The organism is Pedobacter quisquiliarum (genome assembly GCF_014642175.1).
Lineage (GTDB): Bacteria > Bacteroidota > Bacteroidia > Sphingobacteriales > Sphingobacteriaceae > Pedobacter > Pedobacter quisquiliarum.
On record NZ_BMIL01000004.1, the window covers coordinates 259,782 to 283,755 of the forward strand.

General features: G+C 46.4%; 19 protein-coding genes. 10 read left to right on the top strand and 9 right to left on the bottom strand.

The genetic code is table 11. From position 1 onward, the window contains the following. Positions 1-41: 41 nt before the first annotated feature. The 3 genes from gltS to IEW69_RS17035 all read left to right on the top strand — a co-directional run bounded on the left by gltS (position 42) and on the right by IEW69_RS17035 (position 5,382). Positions 42-1,241, top strand: coding sequence for a sodium/glutamate symporter (gene gltS, locus IEW69_RS07790; RefSeq protein ID WP_188626269.1), 1,200 nt, complete (start codon positions 42-44; stop codon positions 1,239-1,241). 466 nt (positions 1,242-1,707) lie between these two features. After that, complete coding sequence (locus tag IEW69_RS07795; RefSeq protein ID WP_188626270.1) at positions 1,708-3,369, top strand: ice-binding family protein; 1,662 nt, start codon at positions 1,708-1,710, stop codon at positions 3,367-3,369. 78 nt (positions 3,370-3,447) lie between these two features. Next, positions 3,448-5,382, top strand: coding sequence for an OmpA family protein (locus tag IEW69_RS17035; RefSeq protein ID WP_308420571.1), 1,935 nt, complete (start codon positions 3,448-3,450; stop codon positions 5,380-5,382). A 72-nt stretch (positions 5,383-5,454) separates the two neighbouring features. On the opposite strand, the gene IEW69_RS07805 is transcribed toward IEW69_RS17035, so the two are convergent. The 4 genes from IEW69_RS07805 to IEW69_RS07820 form a co-directional block, all read right to left on the bottom strand. Continuing rightward, positions 5,455-5,805 (bottom strand): nuclear transport factor 2 family protein, encoded by a 351-nt coding sequence (locus tag IEW69_RS07805; RefSeq protein WP_188626271.1) that lies wholly within the window; start codon positions 5,803-5,805, stop codon positions 5,455-5,457. Between the two features lie 77 nt (positions 5,806-5,882). Further along, a complete protein-coding gene (locus IEW69_RS07810; RefSeq protein ID WP_188626272.1) occupies positions 5,883-6,440 on the bottom strand; it encodes a pyridoxamine 5'-phosphate oxidase family protein in 558 nt (185 codons plus the stop codon). 68 nt (positions 6,441-6,508) lie between these two features. After that, positions 6,509-7,684 (bottom strand): PepSY-associated TM helix domain-containing protein, encoded by a 1,176-nt coding sequence (locus tag IEW69_RS07815; protein ID WP_188626273.1) that lies wholly within the window; start codon positions 7,682-7,684, stop codon positions 6,509-6,511. After that, positions 7,685-10,102, bottom strand: a complete 2,418-nt coding sequence (locus IEW69_RS07820) for a TonB-dependent siderophore receptor (RefSeq protein WP_188626274.1) — start codon at positions 10,100-10,102, stop codon at positions 7,685-7,687. A gap of 167 nt (positions 10,103-10,269) precedes the next feature. On the opposite strand from IEW69_RS07820, the gene IEW69_RS07825 reads away from it, so the two are divergent. From IEW69_RS07825 to IEW69_RS07840, 4 genes are all read left to right on the top strand, one after another. Continuing rightward, the gene (locus IEW69_RS07825) at positions 10,270-10,647 is read left to right on the top strand and encodes a hypothetical protein (RefSeq protein ID WP_188626275.1); all 378 of its coding nucleotides are present in this window, start codon (positions 10,270-10,272) and stop codon (positions 10,645-10,647) included. A 101-nt stretch (positions 10,648-10,748) separates the two neighbouring features. Further along, positions 10,749-15,107 carry a CusA/CzcA family heavy metal efflux RND transporter gene (locus tag IEW69_RS07830; protein ID WP_188626276.1) on the top strand — a complete coding sequence of 1,453 codons (4,359 nt, stop codon included), beginning with the start codon at positions 10,749-10,751 and terminating at the stop codon, positions 15,105-15,107. Between the two features lie 9 nt (positions 15,108-15,116). Next, a complete protein-coding gene (locus IEW69_RS07835) occupies positions 15,117-16,259 on the top strand; it encodes an efflux RND transporter periplasmic adaptor subunit (RefSeq protein ID WP_188626277.1) in 1,143 nt (380 codons plus the stop codon). A 197-nt stretch (positions 16,260-16,456) separates the two neighbouring features. Continuing rightward, positions 16,457-17,092, top strand: coding sequence for a TetR/AcrR family transcriptional regulator (locus IEW69_RS07840; RefSeq protein WP_188626278.1), 636 nt, complete (start codon positions 16,457-16,459; stop codon positions 17,090-17,092). Positions 17,093-17,162: 70 nt separating this feature from the next. Here the strand turns inward: IEW69_RS07840 and hmpA are convergent, their stop codons facing one another. Further along, positions 17,163-18,368 carry an NO-inducible flavohemoprotein gene (hmpA, locus tag IEW69_RS07845; protein ID WP_188626279.1) on the bottom strand — a complete coding sequence of 402 codons (1,206 nt, stop codon included), beginning with the start codon at positions 18,366-18,368 and terminating at the stop codon, positions 17,163-17,165. A gap of 109 nt (positions 18,369-18,477) precedes the next feature. On the opposite strand from hmpA, the gene IEW69_RS07850 reads away from it, so the two are divergent. Together IEW69_RS07850 and IEW69_RS07855 are read left to right on the top strand one after the other, a co-directional pair. Continuing rightward, a complete protein-coding gene (locus IEW69_RS07850; RefSeq protein WP_188626280.1) occupies positions 18,478-18,915 on the top strand; it encodes an RrF2 family transcriptional regulator in 438 nt (145 codons plus the stop codon). Positions 18,916-19,051: 136 nt separating this feature from the next. Continuing rightward, positions 19,052-20,128 carry a fatty acid desaturase family protein gene (locus tag IEW69_RS07855; protein WP_188626281.1) on the top strand — a complete coding sequence of 359 codons (1,077 nt, stop codon included), beginning with the start codon at positions 19,052-19,054 and terminating at the stop codon, positions 20,126-20,128. Here the strand turns inward: IEW69_RS07855 and IEW69_RS07860 are convergent. Further along, positions 20,125-20,643 carry a GNAT family N-acetyltransferase gene (locus IEW69_RS07860; RefSeq protein WP_188626282.1) on the bottom strand — a complete coding sequence of 173 codons (519 nt, stop codon included), beginning with the start codon at positions 20,641-20,643 and terminating at the stop codon, positions 20,125-20,127. The two genes, IEW69_RS07855 and IEW69_RS07860, sit on opposite strands and share 4 nt — an antisense overlap. A 24-nt stretch (positions 20,644-20,667) precedes the next feature. Then, complete coding sequence (locus tag IEW69_RS07865) at positions 20,668-21,183, bottom strand: GNAT family N-acetyltransferase (RefSeq protein ID WP_188626283.1); 516 nt, start codon at positions 21,181-21,183, stop codon at positions 20,668-20,670. Between the two features lie 171 nt (positions 21,184-21,354). On the opposite strand from IEW69_RS07865, the gene IEW69_RS07870 reads away from it, so the two are divergent. Then, positions 21,355-21,981, top strand: a complete 627-nt coding sequence (locus IEW69_RS07870) for a cupin domain-containing protein (protein ID WP_188626284.1) — start codon at positions 21,355-21,357, stop codon at positions 21,979-21,981. 31 nt (positions 21,982-22,012) lie between these two features. Here IEW69_RS07870 and IEW69_RS07875 read toward each other — a convergent pair whose 3' ends face one another. Both IEW69_RS07875 and IEW69_RS07880 read right to left on the bottom strand, forming a co-directional pair. Further along, positions 22,013-22,918 (bottom strand): helix-turn-helix domain-containing protein, encoded by a 906-nt coding sequence (locus IEW69_RS07875; RefSeq protein WP_188626285.1) that lies wholly within the window; start codon positions 22,916-22,918, stop codon positions 22,013-22,015. A 17-nt stretch (positions 22,919-22,935) separates the two neighbouring features. Beyond that, complete coding sequence (locus IEW69_RS07880; protein ID WP_188626286.1) at positions 22,936-23,940, bottom strand: aldo/keto reductase; 1,005 nt, start codon at positions 23,938-23,940, stop codon at positions 22,936-22,938. Positions 23,941-23,974: the final 34 nt, after the last annotated feature.

The window sequence follows — 23,974 nt, forward strand, 5'->3', positions numbered from 1 at the left end:
GCACTAATTTGCGCCTAATTTAAAACCTGTTACGAAACTCTATGACGTTTGGATTATTTGAAACCTTAGCCTTTGCTTGCCTGGTCTTACTTATTGGATTCTTTATTGTTAAGAAAGTTAGTTTTTTTAGAAATTACAACATTCCTGAGCCTGTGGTGGGTGGCTTTTTCATAGCCGTTATCCTTTACTTCTTAAACTATACCACAGGTGTTACCCTGGCCTTTCAAGCTACGCTTCAATCTTCAATGATGCTTGTCTTCTTTGCTTCAATTGGTCTGAGTGCCGATTTTCATAAGCTGAAGAAAGGTGGTAAACCGCTGTTGGTGTTCATTATCCTTACTGGTTCATTTATCATGCTCCAGAATGTTTTCGGGGTTTCCATGGCGGCATTGGTAGGTTTAAATCCCGCCTATGGACTCATTGCAGGATCCATAACACTCACAGGCGGGCATGGAACCGGCGCAGCATGGGCTGAAAACCTTACGGAAACCTTTCAAATCAGCGGCGCTATGGAGCTGGCCATGGCTTGCGCCACTTACGGCCTGGTGATGGGTGGGGTAATCGGAGGTCCTGTTGCTAAATTTCTGCTGAAGCGGAAACATATTCAGCCCTCCAGTGCAAGAGCGGCACATGCACAGCCCGTAGAGCTGTTTGAAAACCCCACCTCCAACAGAAGAATCAATGTGCGAAACATGATTGAAACGTTGACCATGCTGGCCATTTGCCTGGCAGGCGGACAACTTCTTTATGAAGCTTTGCAGGACTCCTGGATAGAACTTCCAAATTTCGTATGGTGCTTATTTATAGGTGTAGTGATACGCAATTTGATCACCCGGGTGTCTACCTATATCGTAAACGATCATGCTGTAGACGTACTTGGAAATACCGGTTTATACTTGTTTTTAACGGTGGCGTTGATGTCTTTACAACTCTGGCAATTACAAGGATTAGCCTCCCAGGTTCTAATCGTGCTGGTACTCCAGACCATATTGATGATTCTGTTTGCAATATTCATCACCTTTAAGGTGATGGGTAGCGACTATGATGCGATCGTGTTAAGTGCGGGACATTGTGGCTTTGGCCTTGGCGCAACGCCTACTGCTGTAGCGAATATGCAAGCCATTACGGATAAATATGGACCATCACACAAGGCGTTCTTAATTGTTCCCATGGTAGGGGCTTTTTTCGTCGATATTTTAAATAATGTATGCATCAAGTTATTTGTGAGCTATTTCGCATAAAACTTGCTTGTAGTGTCATCTTATAAAGGCGTTGGGTGTAAAAAGGATTAGTCCTCAGGCTACACTATTGCTCAGATTTACTCAAATAACTACACATTTATTTACATTTAATAAGTCCTGTGCACCCTTTTTATCCCTGAACAACATTATTTATTTCACATGCTTTGTTATTTACTTCGTAAAAAACAGCACTGATTGGCTGGAGCCATCATATTGTACCATTTGAATTCCAGGGCAACCGAAAAGTAGTATACTCATTCAAAATTCTACACGATACCGGGCACTTGTTTTGCCTTCCTGACCTTGAAAATAAATATTAGTCCTGTAAGAACCTGCCAAGGTTGAAATCGCAGAACGCTTAAGCATGTCGCCTGAGTACACCCTCTGAGAAATCCTTTTCTAAAATCTAATGTCACCCAGAGTAACCTCTGGCAGTAGGTCTGTACTGTCCACATTAAACCCACAAATGAGAAAAACCTCTACATTATCAAAGATTAACCCCGAAGTCCGTGTTAAGAAGACTTCCTATTTGATCGCAAAAACCTTTTTTGCCAGTTTGTTCATCGCGGCAATTGTATTTGCCGGCTGCAAGAAAGATGATTTCGAAGGCGAAATTGTTGGTGTTTGTCCGGTCGTAACCACAGACCCTGCAGATAAGGCAGTAAACGTAGTGATCAACAAGGTCATCACCGCTACCTTCAACACGAACATGGATCCAGAAACGATCAACGCTTCGTCATTCATTATTAAACAAGGTACCCAAGAGATTGAAGGTACCGTAGCACCAACTGCTGACGCGGCTGTGTACACGTTTACACCGAAAGTTGCATTATCACCATTCACCACTTATACTGGTACGATTACCAAAGCGTCCCGCGATGTATTACATACCGCAATGGTTGAAGACTACGTTTGGACATTTACCACCATTCCACTGATTTCCCTAAGTGCATCTCCGGTTGCTGGTGGAACAACAGCAGGCGAAGGCTTTATTGCACAGGATTCTGTCGCAGCCATCACCGCAACACCAAACACAGGTTATACCTTCACCAGCTGGACCGAAAATGGAACGGTTGTCTCTACAAGTCCAAGTCTTACCTTCGCTATGGACGGTAACAAGTCATTGGTTGCTAACTTTACACCGGTTGTAATTGGCAGGTTTGCTGTCGTATTAAGCTCCAATCCAGCTATTGGTGGTTCAACACTTGGATCTGGTTCTTATGAGACGGGTTCAGTGGTAACGATTGCTGCAGTGGCTAACTTCGGATATAGCTTCGTTAACTGGACAGGCGACGAGCGCGGAACGACGAGTTCACTTAGCTTTACAATCGGTTCTAACAAGAATATTGTAGCCAACTTCAAACTTGATCCAACGAATACGACGCCGGTTCCGCCGATTACCACTAATCCACCAACAACACCAACTCAACCGCCGGTTGGTACAGCACCAAAAGGTCCGGCAAACATTAACCTTGGTTCAGCAGGCGACTTCACGATTCTGACTAAAGCGGGTATATCTACTACTGGAGTAACATCGGTAGGTGGTGATATCGGTGTGAGTCCGGCTGCAGCAACTTCCATCACCGGTTTCGGATTGATCATGGATAGCAATAACCAGTCTTCACATACACCTGCGGTAACTGGAAAAGTGTATGCAGCCGATTATGCTGCACCAACACCAGCAAAAATGACAACTGCAGTTAAAGACATGGAAACTGCCTTTACTACAGCAAATGGTTTAACAACCCCAGCACCTATTGTTGGATTGTATTCAGGAAACATTAGTGGTCGTGTATTGGCTCCGGGTCTTTATAAATGGGCTTCTGGCGTATTGATCACCAATGCAGGTGTGACGTTGGCAGGTGGTCCTAATGATACCTGGGTATTCCAGATTTCACAAGATCTAACCGTAAACAGCAGTGCAATTGTGACCCTGATTGGTGGTGCACAGGCTAAAAATATTACTTGGGTGGTTTCAGGCCAGGCAACCTTGGGAACGAATGCGAACTTCAGCGGAACGATCTTAAGTAAAACCTTGATCTCTTTAAATACTGGTGCAGTAGTTAAAGGAAGATTACTAGCGCAAACCGCAGTAACCTTAAACGCAAGTACAGTTACAAAACCATAATCATCCAGTCCTTAAACACAAAGCAGCCTGCGCAGCAGATGCTTTGTGTTTATCACCTCATTCATAAAATAAAACTTAATGTTATTCAACATAAAAAAAGCGCAAAAAGCATCCCTGGCTTTGACAATGGTCATTTTTGCTTGTTCTACTGCCCAGGCACAAACCACACAACCTACCTGGTGGTTCGGCGTATCTGGCGCAGCAAACGTTATTTCATATACCGGAACTACACAAACACTCAACAGTTCTTTAATTGCACCTGCCGCATTCCACAAGGGTAATGGTGTTCGTCCTTTCGGATCGATTTTGATGGAATACCGCCCCTCTACGGTTTTTGGTGGTATGCTAAACGTGGGCTACGATGGTCGTGGTGGTAAATTCGATAATGTTATAGCGCCATGTAATTGTGAAGCAACGTTATCAACCAATACCAGCTATTTTACTGTTGAGCCAAGTTTAAGAGTGAATCTGATTTCTAATCTCTTTGTTTTTGCAGGTCCACGTATTGCCTTTAACCTACAGAAAGATTTCTCCTATACCCATGAGTTACAACCCAACACAGATGGTGAAATTTCTGAAATGCGTAACACCATTCTTTCCGGTCAGGCTGGTATTGGCTACGATTTCCCGATCTCCTCTGCAAACAGTACCACTAAAGTATTACTTTCTCCATTCGTTTCTTACCATCCATATTTTGGTCAGGACCCGAGAAATATCGAAAGCTGGTCGGTTTCTACAGTTAGGGCTGGTTTAGCGGTGAAGTTTGGTAAAGCAGGAAAGGCTGCTGCCGAAACACCTGCAGTTGTTGTACCTACTGGTGAAGTAGAATTTACCATTGTGGAGCCTAAATCAATCCAGGTAAAGCGTGTGGTAAGCGAGACCTTGCCTTTGCGTAATTCGGTGTTCTTTGATAAAGGATCAAATGCAATACCTGCGCGTTATGCGTTGCTGTCCAATACTGCAGCAGAAAGCTTCAAAGAAGCACAACTTCAGCAGGAAGCTACAGTAAGCGGATCTGGCCGTTCAGAACGTCAGTTAAATGTGTATCATAACATCCTTAATATCTTGGGTGATCGTCTGCGGGCTAATCCTTCAGCACGTGTATCCCTGGCTGGCGCATCAAACAACGGCAAGGTAGAAGGTAGAGTGCTTGCAGATAATGTTAAGCAGTACCTGGTATCTACATACGGCATTAACGCTGGAAGAATTGCAACAGAGGGTAGGGTTAAGCCTGTTAATCCTTCAGAGCAACCCGGCGCGACTAAAGAGCTGGAGTTGCTTCGTGAAGGTGATCGTCGTGTAGACATCGTAAGTACTTCTCCTGAATTGTTATTGCAGGTAGGTGGCGACATGATGATGAAGCCTGTTCAGATTACAAATACACAGCAGAATGAAATGGATGGTCTGGTGCTATTCAATGTTAAAGGTGCAGAAAAGCAGCTAAAATCATGGTCACTTGATCTTACGGATGAGCAGGGTGTTGTGCAGCATTACGGTCCTTTTTACAAAGATCAGGGTACCGTAGCTGGTAAAACAATCTTGAACAATCGTGCTGAAGGGACTTATCAGGTTGTTATGACAGGTGAATCTAAATCGGGCTTACCATTAACAAAGCAAGGTGCTGTGCATTTGGTACGCCAGGCTGAAGCAGTTGAAAAAGGTATGCGTTACAGCATCCTGTTTGATTTTGATAAATCGAACGCAGCAAGTACATATTCCAAATTCCTGAATGATGTTGTAGCACCGCTGATCACAGATGGCGCAACGGTAATTGTTCATGGACACACGGATGTGATCGGTGATGAAGGTTACAACCAGAAACTATCTGAAAGCAGAGCGCAGGAAACACAAAAAATCCTGGAGAAAGCTTTGGCAAGTGCAGGCCGCTCAAATGTTAAGTTTCAGACCACTGGTTACGGCGAAAATGTTGCTGAAGCACCATTTCATAACACTTTACCAGAAGAGCGTTTTTATAACAGAACCGTAATTATTGACATCAATCCGGTTCAATAATTGAAAACTGAGCTTATAAGCAAAGCGTGCCCCTTAGCAATTAAGGGGCACGCTTTTTTATTTTAAAGAGGCTTATCCAGCCTCAATAACAAAGGCCTTTAATGCGGCCATTTTACCCTCACGGAAGGTCCAAACATCGCAGTAATCGTATTCCACAGCTTTACCGGCCTGATCTTTCAAGGTGATCCTGCCAATTACCGTCAGAAAATCCCCTTCAGAAATGGACTGTTCTATGTTGAAGGTTGGAGGCGCTACATACGCTTTTGCCATATATGCCCTTATCGCTTCTTTGCCCCGCAAAGTCTGTTCTCCAACGAATGTCCAGGTCGTATCTTCTGTGCAGTAATCCAGAAATGTTGCATACTCCCCTTTGCTGATAAAAGCGTTTGCTTCATCCAATATTGCTTTGTTCGTAGCATTCATATTTGTAAAATTGACATGTTTATGCTGCACGGTGTTACCACAGGTGGCGAGGCCGTGTGACTTAGAAGTACATTTATCTAATGCGCAGCGATCTCCATCGCGGTTGGCAAGCCATCCAGGCTGATGCGGTTTTTCTCTGCCTTGTATTCCGCTAAACCTTCAGTACCTTTCTTTTCTGCCCATTTGAATGCATGATCACGCTCGCCACTATAGTCGTACAAGGGTACGCTGAATCCGCAGGACGTCTGAACCATATGGATGTCTGCCACGATGATCTGTCGTGCCGCAATAGGCAGGTCAAATGCCTCTATGCGTTCATCCCATTCTGGGTCCCCAGGCAACACCGTACGACCTTTACCATAGAGGCGCAAGATCAGGGGCGGCCCGTCAAATGCACAGAACATGAAAGTAATGCGGCCGTTCTCCAGCATGTGCGCCGAACTCTCGTTGCCGCTTCCGTTGATGTCGAGGTACATAACGCTCGTGTCACTCAGCACCCGGAAGCTGTCCAGCCCCTTCGGGGAGAGGTTGATGTGACCTTCCGCGCTTAACGGCGCAGTCGCGGTGAAGAACATTTTCTGTTTCTCAATGAAGTCTTTATGCTGACTTTCAATCCTGGTGAATAGCTTGCCCATGGTGTTTTATAAATTACCTAAAGTTAAGCTACTTAAGCATTTTAACAAATAGGAGATTTACTTTGGGCTTATACTGCTGCTGCTGCGAGCTGAAGCTTAGCCTTTGCTTTCTTTCTTCTGCCCCGCCAGATTAAAAATCCGGTGATTGGCAAGCTGGCCGCAACCAGGCTTCCGCAGAATGCGAGGATCTTTCCAGGCAAGCCAAGTACTGCACCTACATGCAGGTCGAAATTCATGCGGGCGATCTTATCCGCCGTACTGGCTTCATCAAACTTGCCGAACATGTGATCTACCTTCATCTCTTCGAGGGTATAACGATCGTAAAACAGGTAATCTGCTTTCCAGAAGGTGCCTGGATCAGGATTAATGGCAAGTTCAATAGCTGCATCTTTCGCATGCGGCGGATGTACATCCATGTTGCCTTTGAAGCCGGGCCTTTCGGCTCTCGCTTTTGCCCAAAGCATATCCTGAGCTGGTGCTTTCCCTTCGGCCATTGCCACCAGGGTAGGATTGGAGGCGCTTTTTGAAACACTTTCGGTAAAAGGAATCATTGCTTTACCGCCAGAAGCCATCCAGTAGGTCGTTTTAGCGAACCATTGGAAGCCCATGACCATGCCCGTAAGTGCCAGGAAGATCATAACCCATGTTAAATAAAAACCCACCACGTTGTGCAGGTCGTAGTTTACCCTGCGCCACTTCGCATTCCATTTTACGGTGAAACGCTTCTTGCTTGCAGCCCGGTTTTTTGGCCACCAGAGCACCAATCCTGAAATCAGCAGGAACGCAAACATCATCGTTGCCGTGGTTAGGATAGGCTGCCCGATATCCTCTGGCAGCCAAAGGTAGTAGTGCCCGTTAATCACCTGCCGGAAGAAGTCTTGCGACATGTCTTTTACCTTCAGCACTTCACCTGTATATGGATCTACAAATACGGTCCAGAAGTAGGTGTCCGTTAAGGAATAGTAAGTCACAATGGAAGACTTTCCATCCTGGTAGCCCACGCTGTGTGCTTCCTTATTCGGGAGGATCTTGTCGGTGATCTTTTGGATCTCTGAAGGCGGAAGCAAGGGCTTCTGCTGCACTTCTACAAAACGGTAGGGCTGTGTTGCGTTTTCAATCTCAACTTGAAAGGCAAGAATACAGCCGGTAATACCCAGGAAACAAACAACCAGGCCGGACGAGAGTCCGAGCCATAAGTGTATTTGTCCGATCCAGTGTCTCAGGTTTTTTTTCTTCTTTACCATTTAGAATTTATAAGCGATGCTAACTCTGTAATTTCTTGGCGCTTCTGCCTGCCATGAATATGCGGGCTGGTTGTATGTCGGCGCATTCCAGTAATTGCTGTAGTACCCACCAGAATACAGGTACTTGTCCAATACGTTGAACACATTCCCGGTAATTCTCAAGCCATGACCCTCCCAGAACAGACCTGCGTCTAGTTTAAAATAGTCGGGTAAGTTCTGCTCAGTCTGCGTCGTATTATAAGTGTTGGTTGCACGTCCTGCAAGGTGTGTGAAGCCAGAAGAAACACCGAAACCTTTAAGTGCACCGCTTTGTGCAGTGTAGCTTAACCATGCATTTGAAGTATGTTTTGCAAAGCCTGGTACCACCTGGCCCACAAACGTGCTGGTTACGCCCTCCGCAACTTCAGTCACCTTACCGTCGGTATAAGCATAGTTCGCAATCAGGCTCAGACCTCTTGTAAGTTCACCTTTTAAGTCAAACTCAATACCCTGGGCTCTTTTCTCACCCACAACAATACTGAAGTTCTCACCGGCTTTATTGCCCGGATCTCCGGTAAGTTCATTTTGCTTACGGATCCTGTAAACAGATACTGTCGTATTCCATTTGCCATTCATCCAGTCTTTTTTGATGCCCAGCTCGTAGTTACTTCCTGTAATTGGATCTATCTTATCTCCGCTGCGCAGGAAACCCGTTTGCGGGATAAAAGCCTGGTCGTATACCGCATACACGGATGCGTTTCTATCCAACGAAACACTTAATCCAAGACGTGGCGTAAAACGCGATGCCTCATCTGGCGCAGCGCCATAAGTGGATTGTTTTACATAAGAGTACCGACCGGCAAGTGTAAGTCGTGCTTTATTGTCAAAGAATGCAAGTTCGTCCTGAAGGTAAACGCTGCTGTACTTCTGGTCAATAACACCACCAGCGGCTATCGCACGATCTTTCACGCTAAGACTTCTGTCGAAGTTCGGATACCCGTTTCCTGGAAATCCGTAGTTTGGATTGTTCACATCAAACGGTGCAGAAGGTAGATCTAAGTCATGTGACTGGTAGAAATCTGCATAGTAGTTTTTCTTGCCACCATCAAAACCAGTTAAAATGTTGTGCGTAATACCGCCAGTTTTGATTTTACCATTAACGAAGAACTGTGCAAGTTTCATGGTTGCGTCAGCATCCCAGAGGCCAACGTTCCTGATTAATGTACCATCAGCGAATATACTTGAGGGCCAACTGCTTTGACCGGTTTGCAAGTATTTGGAATAAGCCACCTGTGCAGTTGCTTTCCAGGTGTCACTAAAATTCTGTTGTAAATTAACGAATGCACTGTGGTCATTTATTCTGGTCGGATCAACGCCAAGTTGCGTCAAGGTAAAATCCCTTGGAAGCGTAGCGTAGCCATCCGGAGAAAAAATGTAGTAAGATCCTACCTCAGTCATTTTAGCATTCTGATAGGCGTATTCTGCAGTGATCTTTGTGGTATTTGTAATCTGGTAGCTAAGGGAAGGTGCAATAGTATACCGGTCATTGTGTTCAAAAGGTCTGAATGAACCCTTGTTCTGCACAGCCGCATTGAAACGGAATAACAACTTGCCATCATCAGTTAACTTTCTGTCCAGATCGAAAGCCGTTCTATACAAGTCATAGCTCCCTGAAGTAAAGGAAACCTCACCACGGTTGCTGCCAGTAGGCTTTTTGGTTACCACATTGTACATCCCGCTAGGATCACCATTGCCAAGCATAAATCCTGCAGGACCTTTAACGAACTCCACATGGTCTACAAAACTCATGTCTTCGGTCAGTGGACCCCAAAAGGAAGTCACGAAGTTGAAACCGTTACGCATTGCCTGGATTTGCGATCCACGCATAGTGATGTTGGTGTACATATCACCCCAGTGCTCCACCCGTGTTGCACCACTAACGTTTCTTACCAATGCATCACTCATGCTGATCACTTGCTGATCCGCAAGCGTCTGCCCACTTACAATCTGAATATTCTGCGGAATCTCCAATAAAGGTGCATTCAGTCGGAGCGACGTGGAAGGTACATCGACCTTATATCTTTTCACTTTACCACCAATAACAACTTCTTTTAGCTGATCAGACTTTTCTGATAATCTGAAATCTACATTCTGATTATCATTATTGCCAAGTGTAATCGAGCGCTCACCAGTCTGTAGGCCTAATGCAGATACGACAACCAGATAGGTTCCAGGCTTCAGCTTCGTAAATTGATAAAGACCATCTACATTACTTTGTGTGGAGATGGCCTCTCCCTTTAAGGTTACGGAAACGGCTACTGCGGGATATCCATCCGCTGTTACAACCTTTCCTTTGATGCTGCTATTTCTTTGTGCTTGCGCTTGAACGGAGAAACCTATAAACAGAAAGACTGTCAAGATTCTGGTAAAGTGATTCATTTGTCTTATTTGGATTAATTCTTAATTGGCCCAAAGAAAGAGACTTTTTCCTGACAATGCAAGTTATTTAGAATAAATCTTAATTAAGGAGCTAAAATATTTGCTACAATGCAGTTGTATGCTAATTCAGCGCAGCAAACCACCTTTATTTTTATAGCTTTGTGTTAATGAACCGCGTTTGGATATTCACGATCGTATTAGCCTTGCTTAGTCAAACTACGGAGTTACACGAGTTTGTGAAGCTGCCAATACTATTTGAGCATTATGCTGAGCATCAGCAACGCGATTCAAAACTCAGGTTCATGGAGTTCCTTTCCATGCATTACTGGGGTGACGACATGGATGACGATGATAACAGTCGCGACATGGAGCTGCCTTTCAAAAAGCTTGAAGTAAGCCATGTGCCTGTACACTTCTTGCCACCAAGAATAGGCATCAAACTGAAGTCTGCGGTGTTCCAGATCCGCCTTGATCATCCCGAATACCTACCCTTATACACGCCAAATCCTGCGCTTTCAGCGCTTTTCAGGCCGCCTTGCGCTTAAGCTGAACATCAATTTTCTAATGAATTATTAGTGGTACGTTATGCCATTACAGGTTTTCTGTATTGCATGCGACCAATTTGTTGCATTCTTAAAGCAAAATAATGCTTGATAAAATCATCCGGTTTTCCGTCCACAATAAGCTTGTGGTCGGGATCTTCATCGCCATGTGGATCGTATATGGGATCTTTGAAGTTACCCGATTACCCATAGATGCCGTACCTGACATCACAAACGATCAGGTACAAATTATCACTTCAGCACCCTCACTGGGTGCACAGGACGTAGAACGTCTGATTACCTTCCCCATTGAGCAGGCGCTCAGCAACATTCCAAAACTGAAGGAAAGCAGAAGCATGTCGCGCTTCGGACTCTCCCTGATCACGGTTGTCTTTGAAGATGGGGTAGACGTCTATTGGGCGCGCCAGCAAGTGACCGAAAGGCTACAGCAGGTGGAAATGAACGAAAACGCCAGCACCCCTGAACTTGCACCGGCATCTACCGGCCTCGGCGAGATTTATCAGTATGTACTCCGCCCGGACCCCGGCTGTGAAGATAAATTCAGCCTTGCGGAGCTCCGCAGTATCCAGGACTGGACGGTTCGAAGAAACCTGCTCGGCACCAAGGGTGTTGCCGACGTCTCTACCTTCGGGGGAGAGTTAAAACAGTATGAAGTCGCCGTTAACCCGAATCAGCTTAAATCACTAGGACTATCCATATCCGATGTTTTTACCGCACTGGAAACCAACAACCAGAATACTGGCGGCGCCTACATTGAAAAGGGACCCACTGTAATGTACATCCGCAGTGAAGGACTTGCAGGTTCCATCTCCGACATCGAGAACATCGTGGTCAAAACTGCTGCCAATGGCGCGCCGGTGCTGGTACGCAACATCGGGACCGTGCAACTGGGCTCCGCAATGAGGTACGGTGCGCTAAACTATGATCCAAACGGCGAAGTTGCCGGAGGCATCGTCATGATGCTTAAAGGTGAAAACTCCTCAGATGTCATCAAGAACGTCAAAGAACGGGTTGCCAGCATCCAGAAAATGTTGCCAGAAGGATTAAAGATTGAACCTTTCCTCGACCGCACCAAGATGGTGGATAACGCCATCGGCACGGTGGAAAAGAACCTGCTGGAAGGTGCGCTGATCGTGATCTTCGTTCTGGTGCTCTTCCTTGGTAACCTGCGGGCAGGCCTCATTGTGGCCTCCGTCATCCCTTTGTCCATGCTTTTTGCCATCATCATGATGAACCTCTTCGGGGTAAGCGGCAACCTGATGAGCCTGGGTGCACTGGATTTCGGCCTGATCGTAGATGGCGCCGTGATCATCGTAGAGGCCATCCTCCACCACATGCATTTTTCAAAGAAATACAGCACCGTAAATCAGATTTCTCAAAATGAATTGAACGAAGAAGTGGCAAGTTCTGCATCCAGAATGATGAATGCTGCCGTCTTTGGCCAGATCATCATCCTGATTGTTTACCTGCCAATTCTTTCACTGACCGGCATCGAAGGCAAGATGTTCAAGCCCATGGCGCAAACCGTCGCCTTTGCCATTCTAGGTGCTTTCATTCTATCTTTAACCTATGTGCCGATGATCAGCTCGCTGTTCCTCAGCAAGAAAATCTCGCACAAACCCAATCTTTCCGACCGGGTGATGGAGCGCCTGGAGAACTGGTACATGCGTGCCCTGAACCGCGCCTTGCGCATCAAGAGGATCATGGTGGGTATCGCCTTCGGCTTATTCGCCATCGCAGTACTGCTGTTCGCGCGTATGGGAGGTGAGTTTATCCCGCAACTGGAGGAAGGTGATTTCGCGGTGGAAACCAGACTGCTCGTAGGCACAAACCTCAGCACCACCATCAAATCATTCCAGCAGATCAGTGGCGTGCTTCAAAAGAACTTCCCCGAAGTCGAGAAGATCGTATCCCGGATTGGTAGTGCAGAAATTCCAACGGATCCCATGCCAATAGAGGGCGGTGATATGATCATCGTGCTCAAACCCAAAAGCGAATGGACCAGCGCCACCAGCTTCACCGAGCTTGCAAGTAAGATGTCCGCCGTTGTGCAGGAAGCCGCGCCTGGGGTAACCCAAAGTTACCAGTACCCGGTGCAGATGCGCTTCAATGAGCTTATGACGGGCTCCAAGCAGGATGTCGTGTGTAAGATCTTTGGTGAAGATCTAAATACCCTTTCCCGCTACGCGGAACAAATTGGCGCCATCAGCAAGACTGTGGACGGTACTGCAGACTGGTACGTGGAGAAGGTAACAGGTATGCCGCAGGTCGTCATCAAGTACAACCGCGCAGAAATCGCGAAGTATGGCTTAAACATCAACGACATCAACAGAACGGTAAATGCCGGTTTCGCGGGTGCCGCTGCTGGAAAAGTTTACGAAGGTGAAAAGCGCTTTGACCTGGTGGTTCGGATTGGAACCGAAAACCGCAGGAACCTCGAAGATGTGCGCAACCTCATGATCGTCACGCCAACAGGTAACCAAGTTCCGTTGTATCAGCTTGCTGATGTCGACGAAGTCGAAGGCCCGAACCAGATCCAACGCGAAGATGCCAAAAGAAGGATCACCGTGGGCTTCAACGTACGTGGCCGCGATGTGCAGTCGGTCGTTGAGGACCTGCAGGCCAAGATCGGACAGAAGGTTAAACTAGAGCCAGGTTACAACATTGTCTACGGGGGCTCTTTCGAAAACCTTCAGCAAGCGAAACAACGGCTCACCATCGCCGTTCCAGTGGCACTGCTGTTGATCTTCGGTATGCTCTACTTCGCCTTCAGTTCGCTTAAAGAAGCGGCACTGATCTACACAGCCATCCCACTTTCCGCCATCGGCGGGGTCTTTGCACTTTCCCTACGTGATATGCCTTTCAGCATCTCCGCAGGCGTGGGCTTTATTGCACTCTTTGGTGTGGCGGTGCTGAACGGCATCGTGCTGATCTCAGAATTCAACCGCATTAAAAAAGAGGGTAAGATTACAGACCCGGTAGCCATGATCAAAGCGGGCACCAGAAACCGCCTGCGTCCGGTGCTTATGACGGCTGCGGTTGCATCACTAGGCTTTCTGCCCATGGCACTTAGCAACGGTGCAGGCGCTGAAGTACAAAGGCCGCTCGCAACCGTGGTCATTGGCGGCTTAATTACCGCCACGTTCTTAACCTTGTTCGTGCTGCCAGCACTATATCTCTTATTTGAAAGCAAAATCAGAATGAAACCCAATGCCACCATCATAACATTATGCCTGCTGGTGCTAAGCTTCGGACAAGTGCATGCACAGCAGGGTCCTGCAATTCCATTGCAAGCTGCGATAGACACTGCGCTGAAGTACAACCTGCAGACACAAAGTGCCCGACTAAACGCCCAGGCAGAGAAAATCCGGCAGCAAACCGGATGGGACATCCCCAAAACAGAACTAAGTGGCGAATACGGCCAGATCAACAGCGCCACCAAGGATATGCGCCTCGGTGTAACGCAGTCCTTCAGTTTTCCAACAGTATACACGAACCAGAAACGCAGCCTGCAGGAAAATTACCAGGTAGCTGAGTTGCGGAGCCAACTTACCGCGCTCGACATCAAAACAAATGTCCGCAGTTTATTCTACCAACTGGTGTACCTTCAGGAAAAGCGTAAACTGCTGCTGTATGCCGACAGCATCTACCAGCTGTTTGAAAATAAAACAAACCTGCGCTTCAAAGTCGGGGAGACCGACATCCTGGAGAAAACGACGGCATCATCGCATCGGCAGCAAATCGCTAACCAACTGCGCATGCTGGCAGGGGATCAGGAAATTGCCGTTACGAGGTTTAACATGTGGCTAGGCAGTGGCGTAAGATATGTTCCGGCTGTACCAAGCAATGAAATTCGTCTGATGATGCCTGCTGAACTCGCTTACTCAGAAACCTTGTTGAATATCCAAATGCTGCAGCACGATGCTGAAGCCGCGAAATGGCGCTGGCGTACGGAGCGGTCGAAGTTGCTGCCCGACTTTTTCATCGGATACAACAATCAGAGTATCGCAGGTGACCAGGTCATCAACGGACAGGAAACCTATGTGCCAACCAGCAAAAGGTTCAGCTACCTGAACGCCGGCATCGCTGTACCCTTGTTCTTTGGTGCGCAGTCGGCAAGATCTGCAGCGGCAAAGATCGACTGGCAGATCGCGCAGCAGCAAAAGGACCTTGCATTGCAACAAACCAAAGCAGCACAAGAAGCCGCGCTTCTGAAAGTTAAAAACTATGCAAGCAGCCTCGACTACTACCAACAAACAGGCCTTGAAAATGCCAAAGTAATCATCAATACTGCGGATAAACAGTTCGTCGGCGGGGAGATCAACTACCTGCAATGGGTCATTCTGGTTGACCAGGCCATCGGCATCCGAAATGAATATCTCGACATGCTGAACAACTACAATCAATCCATCATTCAAGCGCAGAAAATCAACAACCTCTAGTTCCCAAACATGAAAAAATATCTGTTATACCTATATATTCCCCTTTTCTTGTCTGCCTGCGGCGACGCGAATAAAGCGGCTAATGAAGAAACCGCCGAAGCAGCAGTTGCGGATACAACCCTTGTTGCCATTACCGCTCAGCAGATGAAAACTGCAGGTATCGAAGTAGGCAGCCCGGAAGAAAGCGCCATTAGTGGCAGTATCCGCCTGCAGGGTACCATAGATGTCCCCCCACAAAGCACCGTTAGCGTAAGCTTTCCATTAGGTGGCTATCTGAAATCTACGGATTTGCTACCAGGCATGCATGTGCGAAAAGGGCAGGTGCTTGGCGTATTGCAAGACATGCAGTTCATCAAGCTCCAGCAAGATTACCTGACCGCGAAGGAGCGGTTTAACCTCGCTACAAATGAATACAACCGCTATCAGGAGCTGAATGTAAACAAAGCAGCAAGTGATAAAGTGTTCCAGCAAAGCCGTGCGGAAATGGAAACCCAGCGCATCAATATGCAGGCTTTAGCCGAGAAGCTTCAGCTCATCGGCATAAATGCCCGCCGCCTAACAGCTTCAAACATCTCCAAAAGTGTCAATATTCTTTCCCCAATAGATGGCTTTGTCGCGAAAGTTGACGTAAATATCGGCAAGTACACCGCGCCTACAGACGTCCTGTTTGAACTGGTGAACCCCAAAGATATCCACCTCGCTCTAAACGTATTTGAAAAGGATGTAAACAACCTTTCTATCGGGCAGCGTGTAATCGCTTACAAGAATGATGCACCAGATAAGCGCTATGAAGCGGAGATCATTCTGATCAGTAAGAACCTGGATGCAGACCGTATGGCCACGGTACACTGCCATTTTGAAAACCTAGAACCTTCCTTACTGCCGGGCATGTTTATGAATGCAGAAGTAGAAGTGAAAAACGGAAAAGCGCTCACTTTAAATGAAGATGCAATTGTGCGCTGGCAAAACAACCATTATGTTTTTGTGGATGCCGGTAACAACAATTTCAAGATGACGAAAGTAGCGCTTGGCAACCAATCGCAGGGCAAACAGCAGATTGATGCGGCAGGGATTAACAATACAACAAAGCTGGTTACAAAAAACGCGTATACCTTATTGATGAAACTTAAAAACAGCGGAGAGGAGGAGTAAAGCAGCAATCAGTCAAGATTGCTGCCTAGGAGTTGAGCGTATATATGTCTTGTGGAGTATCCTTCTAAGGATCAAATATATATAACTTTTCCCATCTGCGGGAAATTTTAAGAAAATAATTGCAAGGTATTGGTGTGCGACTTGAATCGCTGCTGTTGGGGTTTTTACCTATCTTAGGAATGTTAGGTAAACACACAATGAACAGAAAACCATATCAAGGTCCAGTAAATGATAAGGAGAAGTCGAAGCGCAGGTTAATTGAAGCTGTCGGTGCGGTCATCAGGGATAAAGGGTATACCGGATTGACGGCGACCAACATTTCTAAAGCTGCAGGGCTAGACCGCCGACTGATTACGCTTTACTTCGGAACCATAGAAACCTTAATTGAAACGTACGTACGTGGAAATGACTTTTGGATCCAGGCCGCAGACACTGCCGCACTGACGCTCAATGCAGAACCTAGGGAACCTATTCAGGACCTTATCAATTCAGTACTCCAGAACCAATTAGACTATTTCCTGCATGATGAAGAAATGCAGAAGATTGTGCTTTGGCAGATCAGTCAGTCGACGAAAATCATGTCTGAGGTCTGTGAAGCCCGGGAGCAGGTTGGCCATCCCTTTTTCGCACTTGCAGATCAGGAACTCAAAGGCCATGATGTCGACCATCGTGCAGTCACAGCACTGCTCGTCGCCGGGATCTACCATCTCGTACTTTATTCCAAATCAACCGCTTGTACCATGTGCGAGATTGACCTGAATACCCCGGAGGGTATGGGGCGTATAAAAAAAGCGATCAGCGTAGTGTTAAACTGCGCTTTTACTTCTAAATAGATATGCTAAAACTGCTGCGTTGACATGATTAGCTCGTGTAAGCGCAGCAGTTTTATATTTTAAACTTGTACTATTCCACAACCAGAATAGCGGGTCCAAATTCTTCAAAGTGAATGGATTCTGCTTGTATGCCTTGAGCCCTGAGATAGTCGAAATGTTTCTTGATGAACACACCCGGGCCGCAGATGTAATATTCGGCGCCAGGAACAATCGCGTCCTTAACTTTCTCCAGGTCCACAAAACCTTCAAAGTAGTTTTCACCTGTTTGCGCATCCAGCTTATCATAGAAATTGTGAATGTTCATCGCACCATGCTGACTACCCAACTCAATCACCCGGTCTCTAAAAGCATGTACCTCGTACCCACGACTGCCGTGAATCCAGGTAACTGGACGGTCTTTTCTCGACTGTGTCATATACTCTAGCATGCTCATAAAAGGCGTTAGACCCACACCACCACTAATGAAAACAGCAGGCGCATCCGAGTTTAGGTCCAGTGTAAAATCACCTGCTGGTGCTGCAACTTCCAGGACATCGCCAACTTGGATCTGGTTGTGCAGCATATTACTGATGTACCCTGCAGGTCGGTCTTCGGTACCATGCTCCCGCTTTACAGATATGCGGTAATACTGACCATTTGGTGCGCAGGAAATGCTGTACTGGCGTGGTTGAAGAACCTGAAGCTCCGGAACAAATAGCCTTACCGTAATGAATTGCCCTGGAAGGAAATCCGCCACCTTTCCGCCATCGGATGGATAGAGGTAGAATGAAGTGATTTCTGCCGATTCTTTAACTTTCTCTTTAACGATGAATGGCCTCCAACTGCTCCATCCACCTTCCTTGTTCGCTGATGCGCTATATAACTCCGCTTCAACACCAGTCATAATTGCTGCAAGCTGTCCGTAAGCCGCTGCCCAGGCATCGATCAGTTCCGGGCTTGCCGCCTCACCTAAAACTTCACTGATGGAGGCGAGCAGATGCTTGCCCACAATGGCATACTGTTCCGGACGAATGTCCAGACTCACATGCTTATGGCCAATTCTGTTCACAGCCTGCATGAGTACCTCCGGGTTTTCAATGTGCTCCGCGTAAGCTAAAACCGACATCGCCAAGGCTGTAGGTTGTGCGCCATTATGCTGGTTGGCACTGTTAAACACATGCTTTAACTCTGGGTTATGCGTTAGCATTCGATTATAAAAGTAAGTTGTCAATGCTACACCATGCGCTCTTAGAACGGGTACGGTGCCGCTTGCTAATGCTTTTTGCTCGTTTGTCATAGGAAATAATATTAAAATACCTTTTTGTCCTTTATTATGCAAACATAAGCACTCTGAACAAAAGATAAAAATGTCTTTTAATAATTCTATATCTTTACAACATAGAATTATGGCTATTTTTTCAAAAACTTGTGAGTATGCGATCCGTGCGGTACTCTACATTGCGCACAAATCGACGTTAGGAATTAAGGTTGGAATTAAGGATATCGCTGCAGGTATCGATTCTCCGGAACTATACCTAGCCAAAATTCTTCAGGATCTAAGTCGCAAAGGACTCATCAACTCCGTTAAAGGCCCAAATGGGGGTTTTTACATTAGCGATACTTCACTTGCGCGGCCACTGAGTGATATTGTAGAAGCGGTGGACGGAAACGCTTTATTTACGGGCTGTGCCCTGGGGCTCAAACAATGCTCTGCCGTTAATCCTTGTCCGCTTCATAATCAATTCAAAGCCATAAGAGATCAGATTTATCAGGTCTTAAACGTAAATACGATTGGAACATTCAATGAAGAGCTGGTAAATGGCATCCTTTCATTGAAAAAGTAGAAATAAGCAGAACAGTCACTGAAGGTCAAGAACATAATAGCCTTTCTTGCGTTAATGTATAAAACGCCACAATAGGCATCCTCACCACTTGATGAACTCGGAGTATCGCCCTTGTACATGGGTTAAACTCGAGCACATGAAAGTTGCAACAAAATTCCCAGGCGCCAAGGGGCGAAACTTCTATGGAGAAGTAAAAAAACGCGTCCAGCAGGACTTTAAAGACCGGAACCTGGACATGAACGCCAATGGACTGATGTGGCTTAAAGCAGCGATATTCATGTCCCTTTACATTGCCTTATACTTTACAATTTTACTCGCAAATCTAAGCGGATCAGTGCTTGCGCTACTAACCATTGTACTGGGTGCCGTGTGCGCCTTCATCGGATTTAACATTTGTCATGATGCCATACATGGTGCCTTTTCCGCAAATAAGAAGACGAATAAAGCATTAAGCTTAATCTTTCACCTGGTTGGTGCAAACCCCTACGTCTGGAACATCACCCATAATATTGTCCATCATACCTACACCAATATCCCCGGCCATGATGAAGACATCGAGATTGCACCCGGATTGATCCGCATTGCTGAAGACGAGGAACACCGGCCACATCAACGCTTCCAGCATTGGTATGCTTTCCCACTGTACGGATTGGCGTCCTTATCCTGGGTGTTAAGAAAGGACTACAAGAAGTTTTTCCAGAAGCGGGTGGGTGCAAGGGAAAATGTGCATCCGGGCATAGAATATTTCAATCTGTTTTTCTACAAAGCTTTATACTATACGCTCTTTATCGTACTGCCCTTAATCTTTATTCAATTAGCCTGGTGGCAAATTCTCCTGGGCTTTGTGTTGCTGCATTTAGCACAAGGCGTAACGATGGGACTGGTTTTTCAGCTTGCACACGTGGTTGAAGGTACCGCCTTTCCGGTGCCCAATGAAAATGGAAATATGGAAGAGGCCTGGGCAGAACACCAGATGCACACGACTGTAAACTTTGCTACGCATTCTCCTGCTGCAGCTTTCTTCCTTGGCGGCTTAAATCGACAGATTGAACACCACCTGTTCCCAAAGATCTGCCATGTTCACTATGGTAAGGTGTCAATCATCGTAAAGCAAACGGCACTGGAATTCGGCATTCCGTACCATGAAAACAGCACCTTCACTGCGGCACTGGGTTCACATTACCGCATGCTTAAAAAGATGGGTAACGGCTAGAGCACCTTCTTCATCATAAGGTCGGTTTGTTCTTCATCGCCCAGCTTGAAAAAGTGTTTGTCAAACGCTACAAACCCGTTCTTGCTGTAGAACTGTATGGCTCTTAAATTGTTTTCCCATACGCCCAGCCACACATATTTCATGTTCATTTCACGCGCTACTGTTATGGCTTTCTCATATAGCGCTTGTCCTACTTTCTTGCCCAGGAACGCCTGCAGTACATATATGCGTTCTATCTCAAGACCTTCCGCTTCCTTAAGCTCTGTTTGCGCCTGACCGGTATTCAACTTAAGGTAACCCAAGATGTTCCCATTCATTTTTGCGAAGTAAAACTGTGATTCCTTGTTGTTGAGTTCCGAGCTTAACCTCTCCCTGGAAAATCCTTCTTCAAGGTATTTAGCTAAGCTTTCTTCCGCATTCTCTGCCGAGAAGGCCTCTTTAAATGTTGTACGTCCAATCTCTTGCAAGTCTTCCAGGTGATCAATACCAACAGGTACAATTTCCAGTGATTCCATTTAGTCTATATTAATCTTTAAGCATTATCCATTTTCACGAAGCACCTTCTCATACGCCTTCCGCGGACTACCTCTGAAATAAACTTCCCCGCAGTACGCATAGCCGTTCTTCTCAAACAACGCCAGCATTGCGGCATTGTCAAAATTAGTGTCTGCACGTATGCTGAAGACCTGATGCTCCATAGCAACCGCCTCAATAGCCTTAAGTATATATTTAGTTAAGCCTTTCCCGAGATAATCTTGCGCAACGGCTACACGGTGCAGCACCAGAAATTCACCATCGCTGAGCCAGGCGCCTTCAATATCTGCGTAGGCAGGCTCATTATTGAAGATCAAAGCACAGTAAGCCACAACGCGTTCGTCGGAGGTGACAACATAACCTAGACCATTTTCAATATCCGACTGCACCACATTTATGTTAGGATAGCCATCCTGCCATTGGTTGCTTCCATCTGCTTTTCTCCGCAAAATCGCATCGCTGAGAATCTTCCAGATCTCATCAACCTGATCCATTCTTGCCTTTTCAAACTTGTATGTCATGAGTTAAACTTTATTGCTGTTATAACGTGCCTGATGCAACAATGTTAGGTGTTTTCATCCAAAACAGCTGCTCAGCAGACCCTATTTTTTCTGGACTGAATTTAACGTTTTATATGGGTTTGATTTTCAGTATATTTAAATACACTGAGAAAAGATCGTAAGTAAATTAACATGAAAGCGCTTCAAACAAATTCAGAAAATAGAAGACGGCTACTGAGGCTGCTCACCGTTTATATGGCTGCGCCCATGTATCTTTCAGAAGCGCTATTCACATCAGAAGCCATTGCGCAACCCAATGTTTCGCAAACCGGCAGCGCAATTCATATACCTGCCAGCTCAGGCAAACACGGAAAGATTGGCGCGGGAAACATCGCTTTTAAGTTGAACAAACAGCAGACCGAGGGCCATGTGGGAATTACCGAATCTGAACTTCCTGTAGGTTTCCTTGGCGCACCACCGCATTACCATAAAACATTCGACGAGATCTGCCGGGTAACCCAAGGGGAATTGACGATTCTGGTGGGTAAAGAATTGTACCAGGTTAAAGCGGGCGACTGGCACTTACGTCCCCGGGGCATTGTGCATAGCTTTTGGAACACCGGAACAGAACCAGCAAAGTTCATTGAATTGTATGCCCCAGGTGGGCACGAAGCCTACATGAACGCGCTTGCCGATCTATTTAAAGATAATCAGCGGCCACAGGAAGGTGCGCTGGATAAATTGGCCCAAGTCTATGATATCCATTTCGACTGGTCCAGACTGAAGGAGATCATGGATACACATAAGGTAAGGCTGTGACCGAATTCCACAGTTCCTGATCTAACCTGACTTAATTGAATGCCTGCCGGAAGGCGAGGGGAGACATATTCGTCTTTTTTCTAAATAACGTGCTAAAGGACTGTGGATGTTCAAAGCCAAGTGTATACGCAATCTCACTTACTGAAAGGTCGGTCGTTGACAACTGCTCCTTTGCTTTTCGAATTAGTTTTTCGTGAATATGCTGTTGCGTATTCTGTCCCGTATGCACACGCAGCAAGTCGCTGAGATAGTTCGGCGAAAGATTCATGTGTTCCGCAATATGTTGTACGGTCAGCAACCCGGATTTCGCGCTTTGGTTATCCTGATAGTATTGCTCCAGCAATAGCTCGAACTTCACCAGCAACTGGTGGTTGTTGTTTTTTCGGGTAATGAACTGCCGCTCATAAAAGCGGTTGGAATAGTTCAGTAGCAGATCAATCTGGGAAAGGATGATCTCCTGCGTATGGCGATCAATGTGCGCACATTCCTTATCAATCTTCCGCAGGATGCTGGTCAGATCTGCCTCCTCTTCAGCGGATAGGTGCAGGGCCTCATTCACCGAATACGAGAAAAACCCATACTTCTTAATTTCATTAGACAAGGGATGACCAAGCAGGAAATCCGCATGAAAAACAAGCAGGTATCCCGAATGATCTGCGGCACATCCCGTTTCTTCCAGATCGAGGTGGTGCACCTGATTTGGTGCGGTAAAGCTGAGCACACCTTTGTTGTAATCATAATGCTGCTGGCCATAGCGGACCTTGTGTGTAGCCTCAGGTTTCAAAGCAACACAATAGAACCGGTTTACAAAGCCGTTCCAGATGTCGTCTTCCACAAACATGGACTTGGAAAGGTCTATGACGCTGACCATGGGATGCCGCGGTTCCGGCAAGGACAACAAGCGGTGAAATTGTGAAACCGATGCTATAGTGTTCATAATTGCTAATTTAATGATTAATCCAGTTTGTTCATACTCATCTCATCATATGGATCTCCGGTATCCGTGCCGAGTGGAACAATGCCTTCCAGCCTGTTGAGGTCCGCTTCGCTAAGTTCAACCTGCGCAGCAGCAAGATTGTGGTCCAGATACTTACGGCGCTTCGTTCCCGGGATGGGTACAAAACCTTTGCGGATGATCCAGGCTAGCGCGAGCTGAATGATGCTGATGCCTTTATCTTTTGCCATTTCGGCGATGGCATCCACCAGTTCCATATTCTTATGGAAATAAGCTTCCTGAAAGCGGGGGATGGAACGGCGGAAATCATCCTCAGGTAAGTCGGCCATGCTGCGGATTGCCCCCGAAAGGAAGCCCCGTCCAAGTGGTGAATAGGCGACAAAGCCAATCCCCAATTGTTCCATAGTTTGCAGGATACCACGTTCTTCTACGGTTCGTTCGAACAACGAATACTCGCTCTGCACCGCTGTTATTGGATGTACGGCATGTGCGCGTTTAATGGTTTCAGAAGATACTTCAGACAACCCGATGTAACTGACCTTGCCTTCCTTCACCAGCTCAGCCATGGCGCCAACCGTTTCTTCGATCGGCGTCGCCTTGTCCAGACGGTGCATGTAGTATAAGTCGATATGATCCGTGCCCAGGTTTTTCAACGAGCGTTCAACAGCTTTCTTCACATAGTCCTTTTTGCCATTGATGCCCCAGGTTACCTGATTGTTGTCGTCAATTTCCCATCCAAACTTTGTCGCGAAAATGTACTTGTCGCGATTCCCTTTCGTTGCTTTTGCAACCAGTTGTTCGTTGATAAATGGTCCGTATAAGTCTGCCGTATCCAGGAAATTCCCGCCAAGCTCAAGAGCGCGGTGGATGGTTGCGATGGCTTCCTGTTCATCTGCAGGGCCATAAATGTCGGTATCACCGAAAGCGGTCATCCCCATACAACCCAGTCCCAGTGCCGGGACCACTAAACCCTTACTTCCTAATTTGATTTTCTTTAGTTCCATGACGTTGATTTTGTTCCTTCAAAGTTGGGGCAAA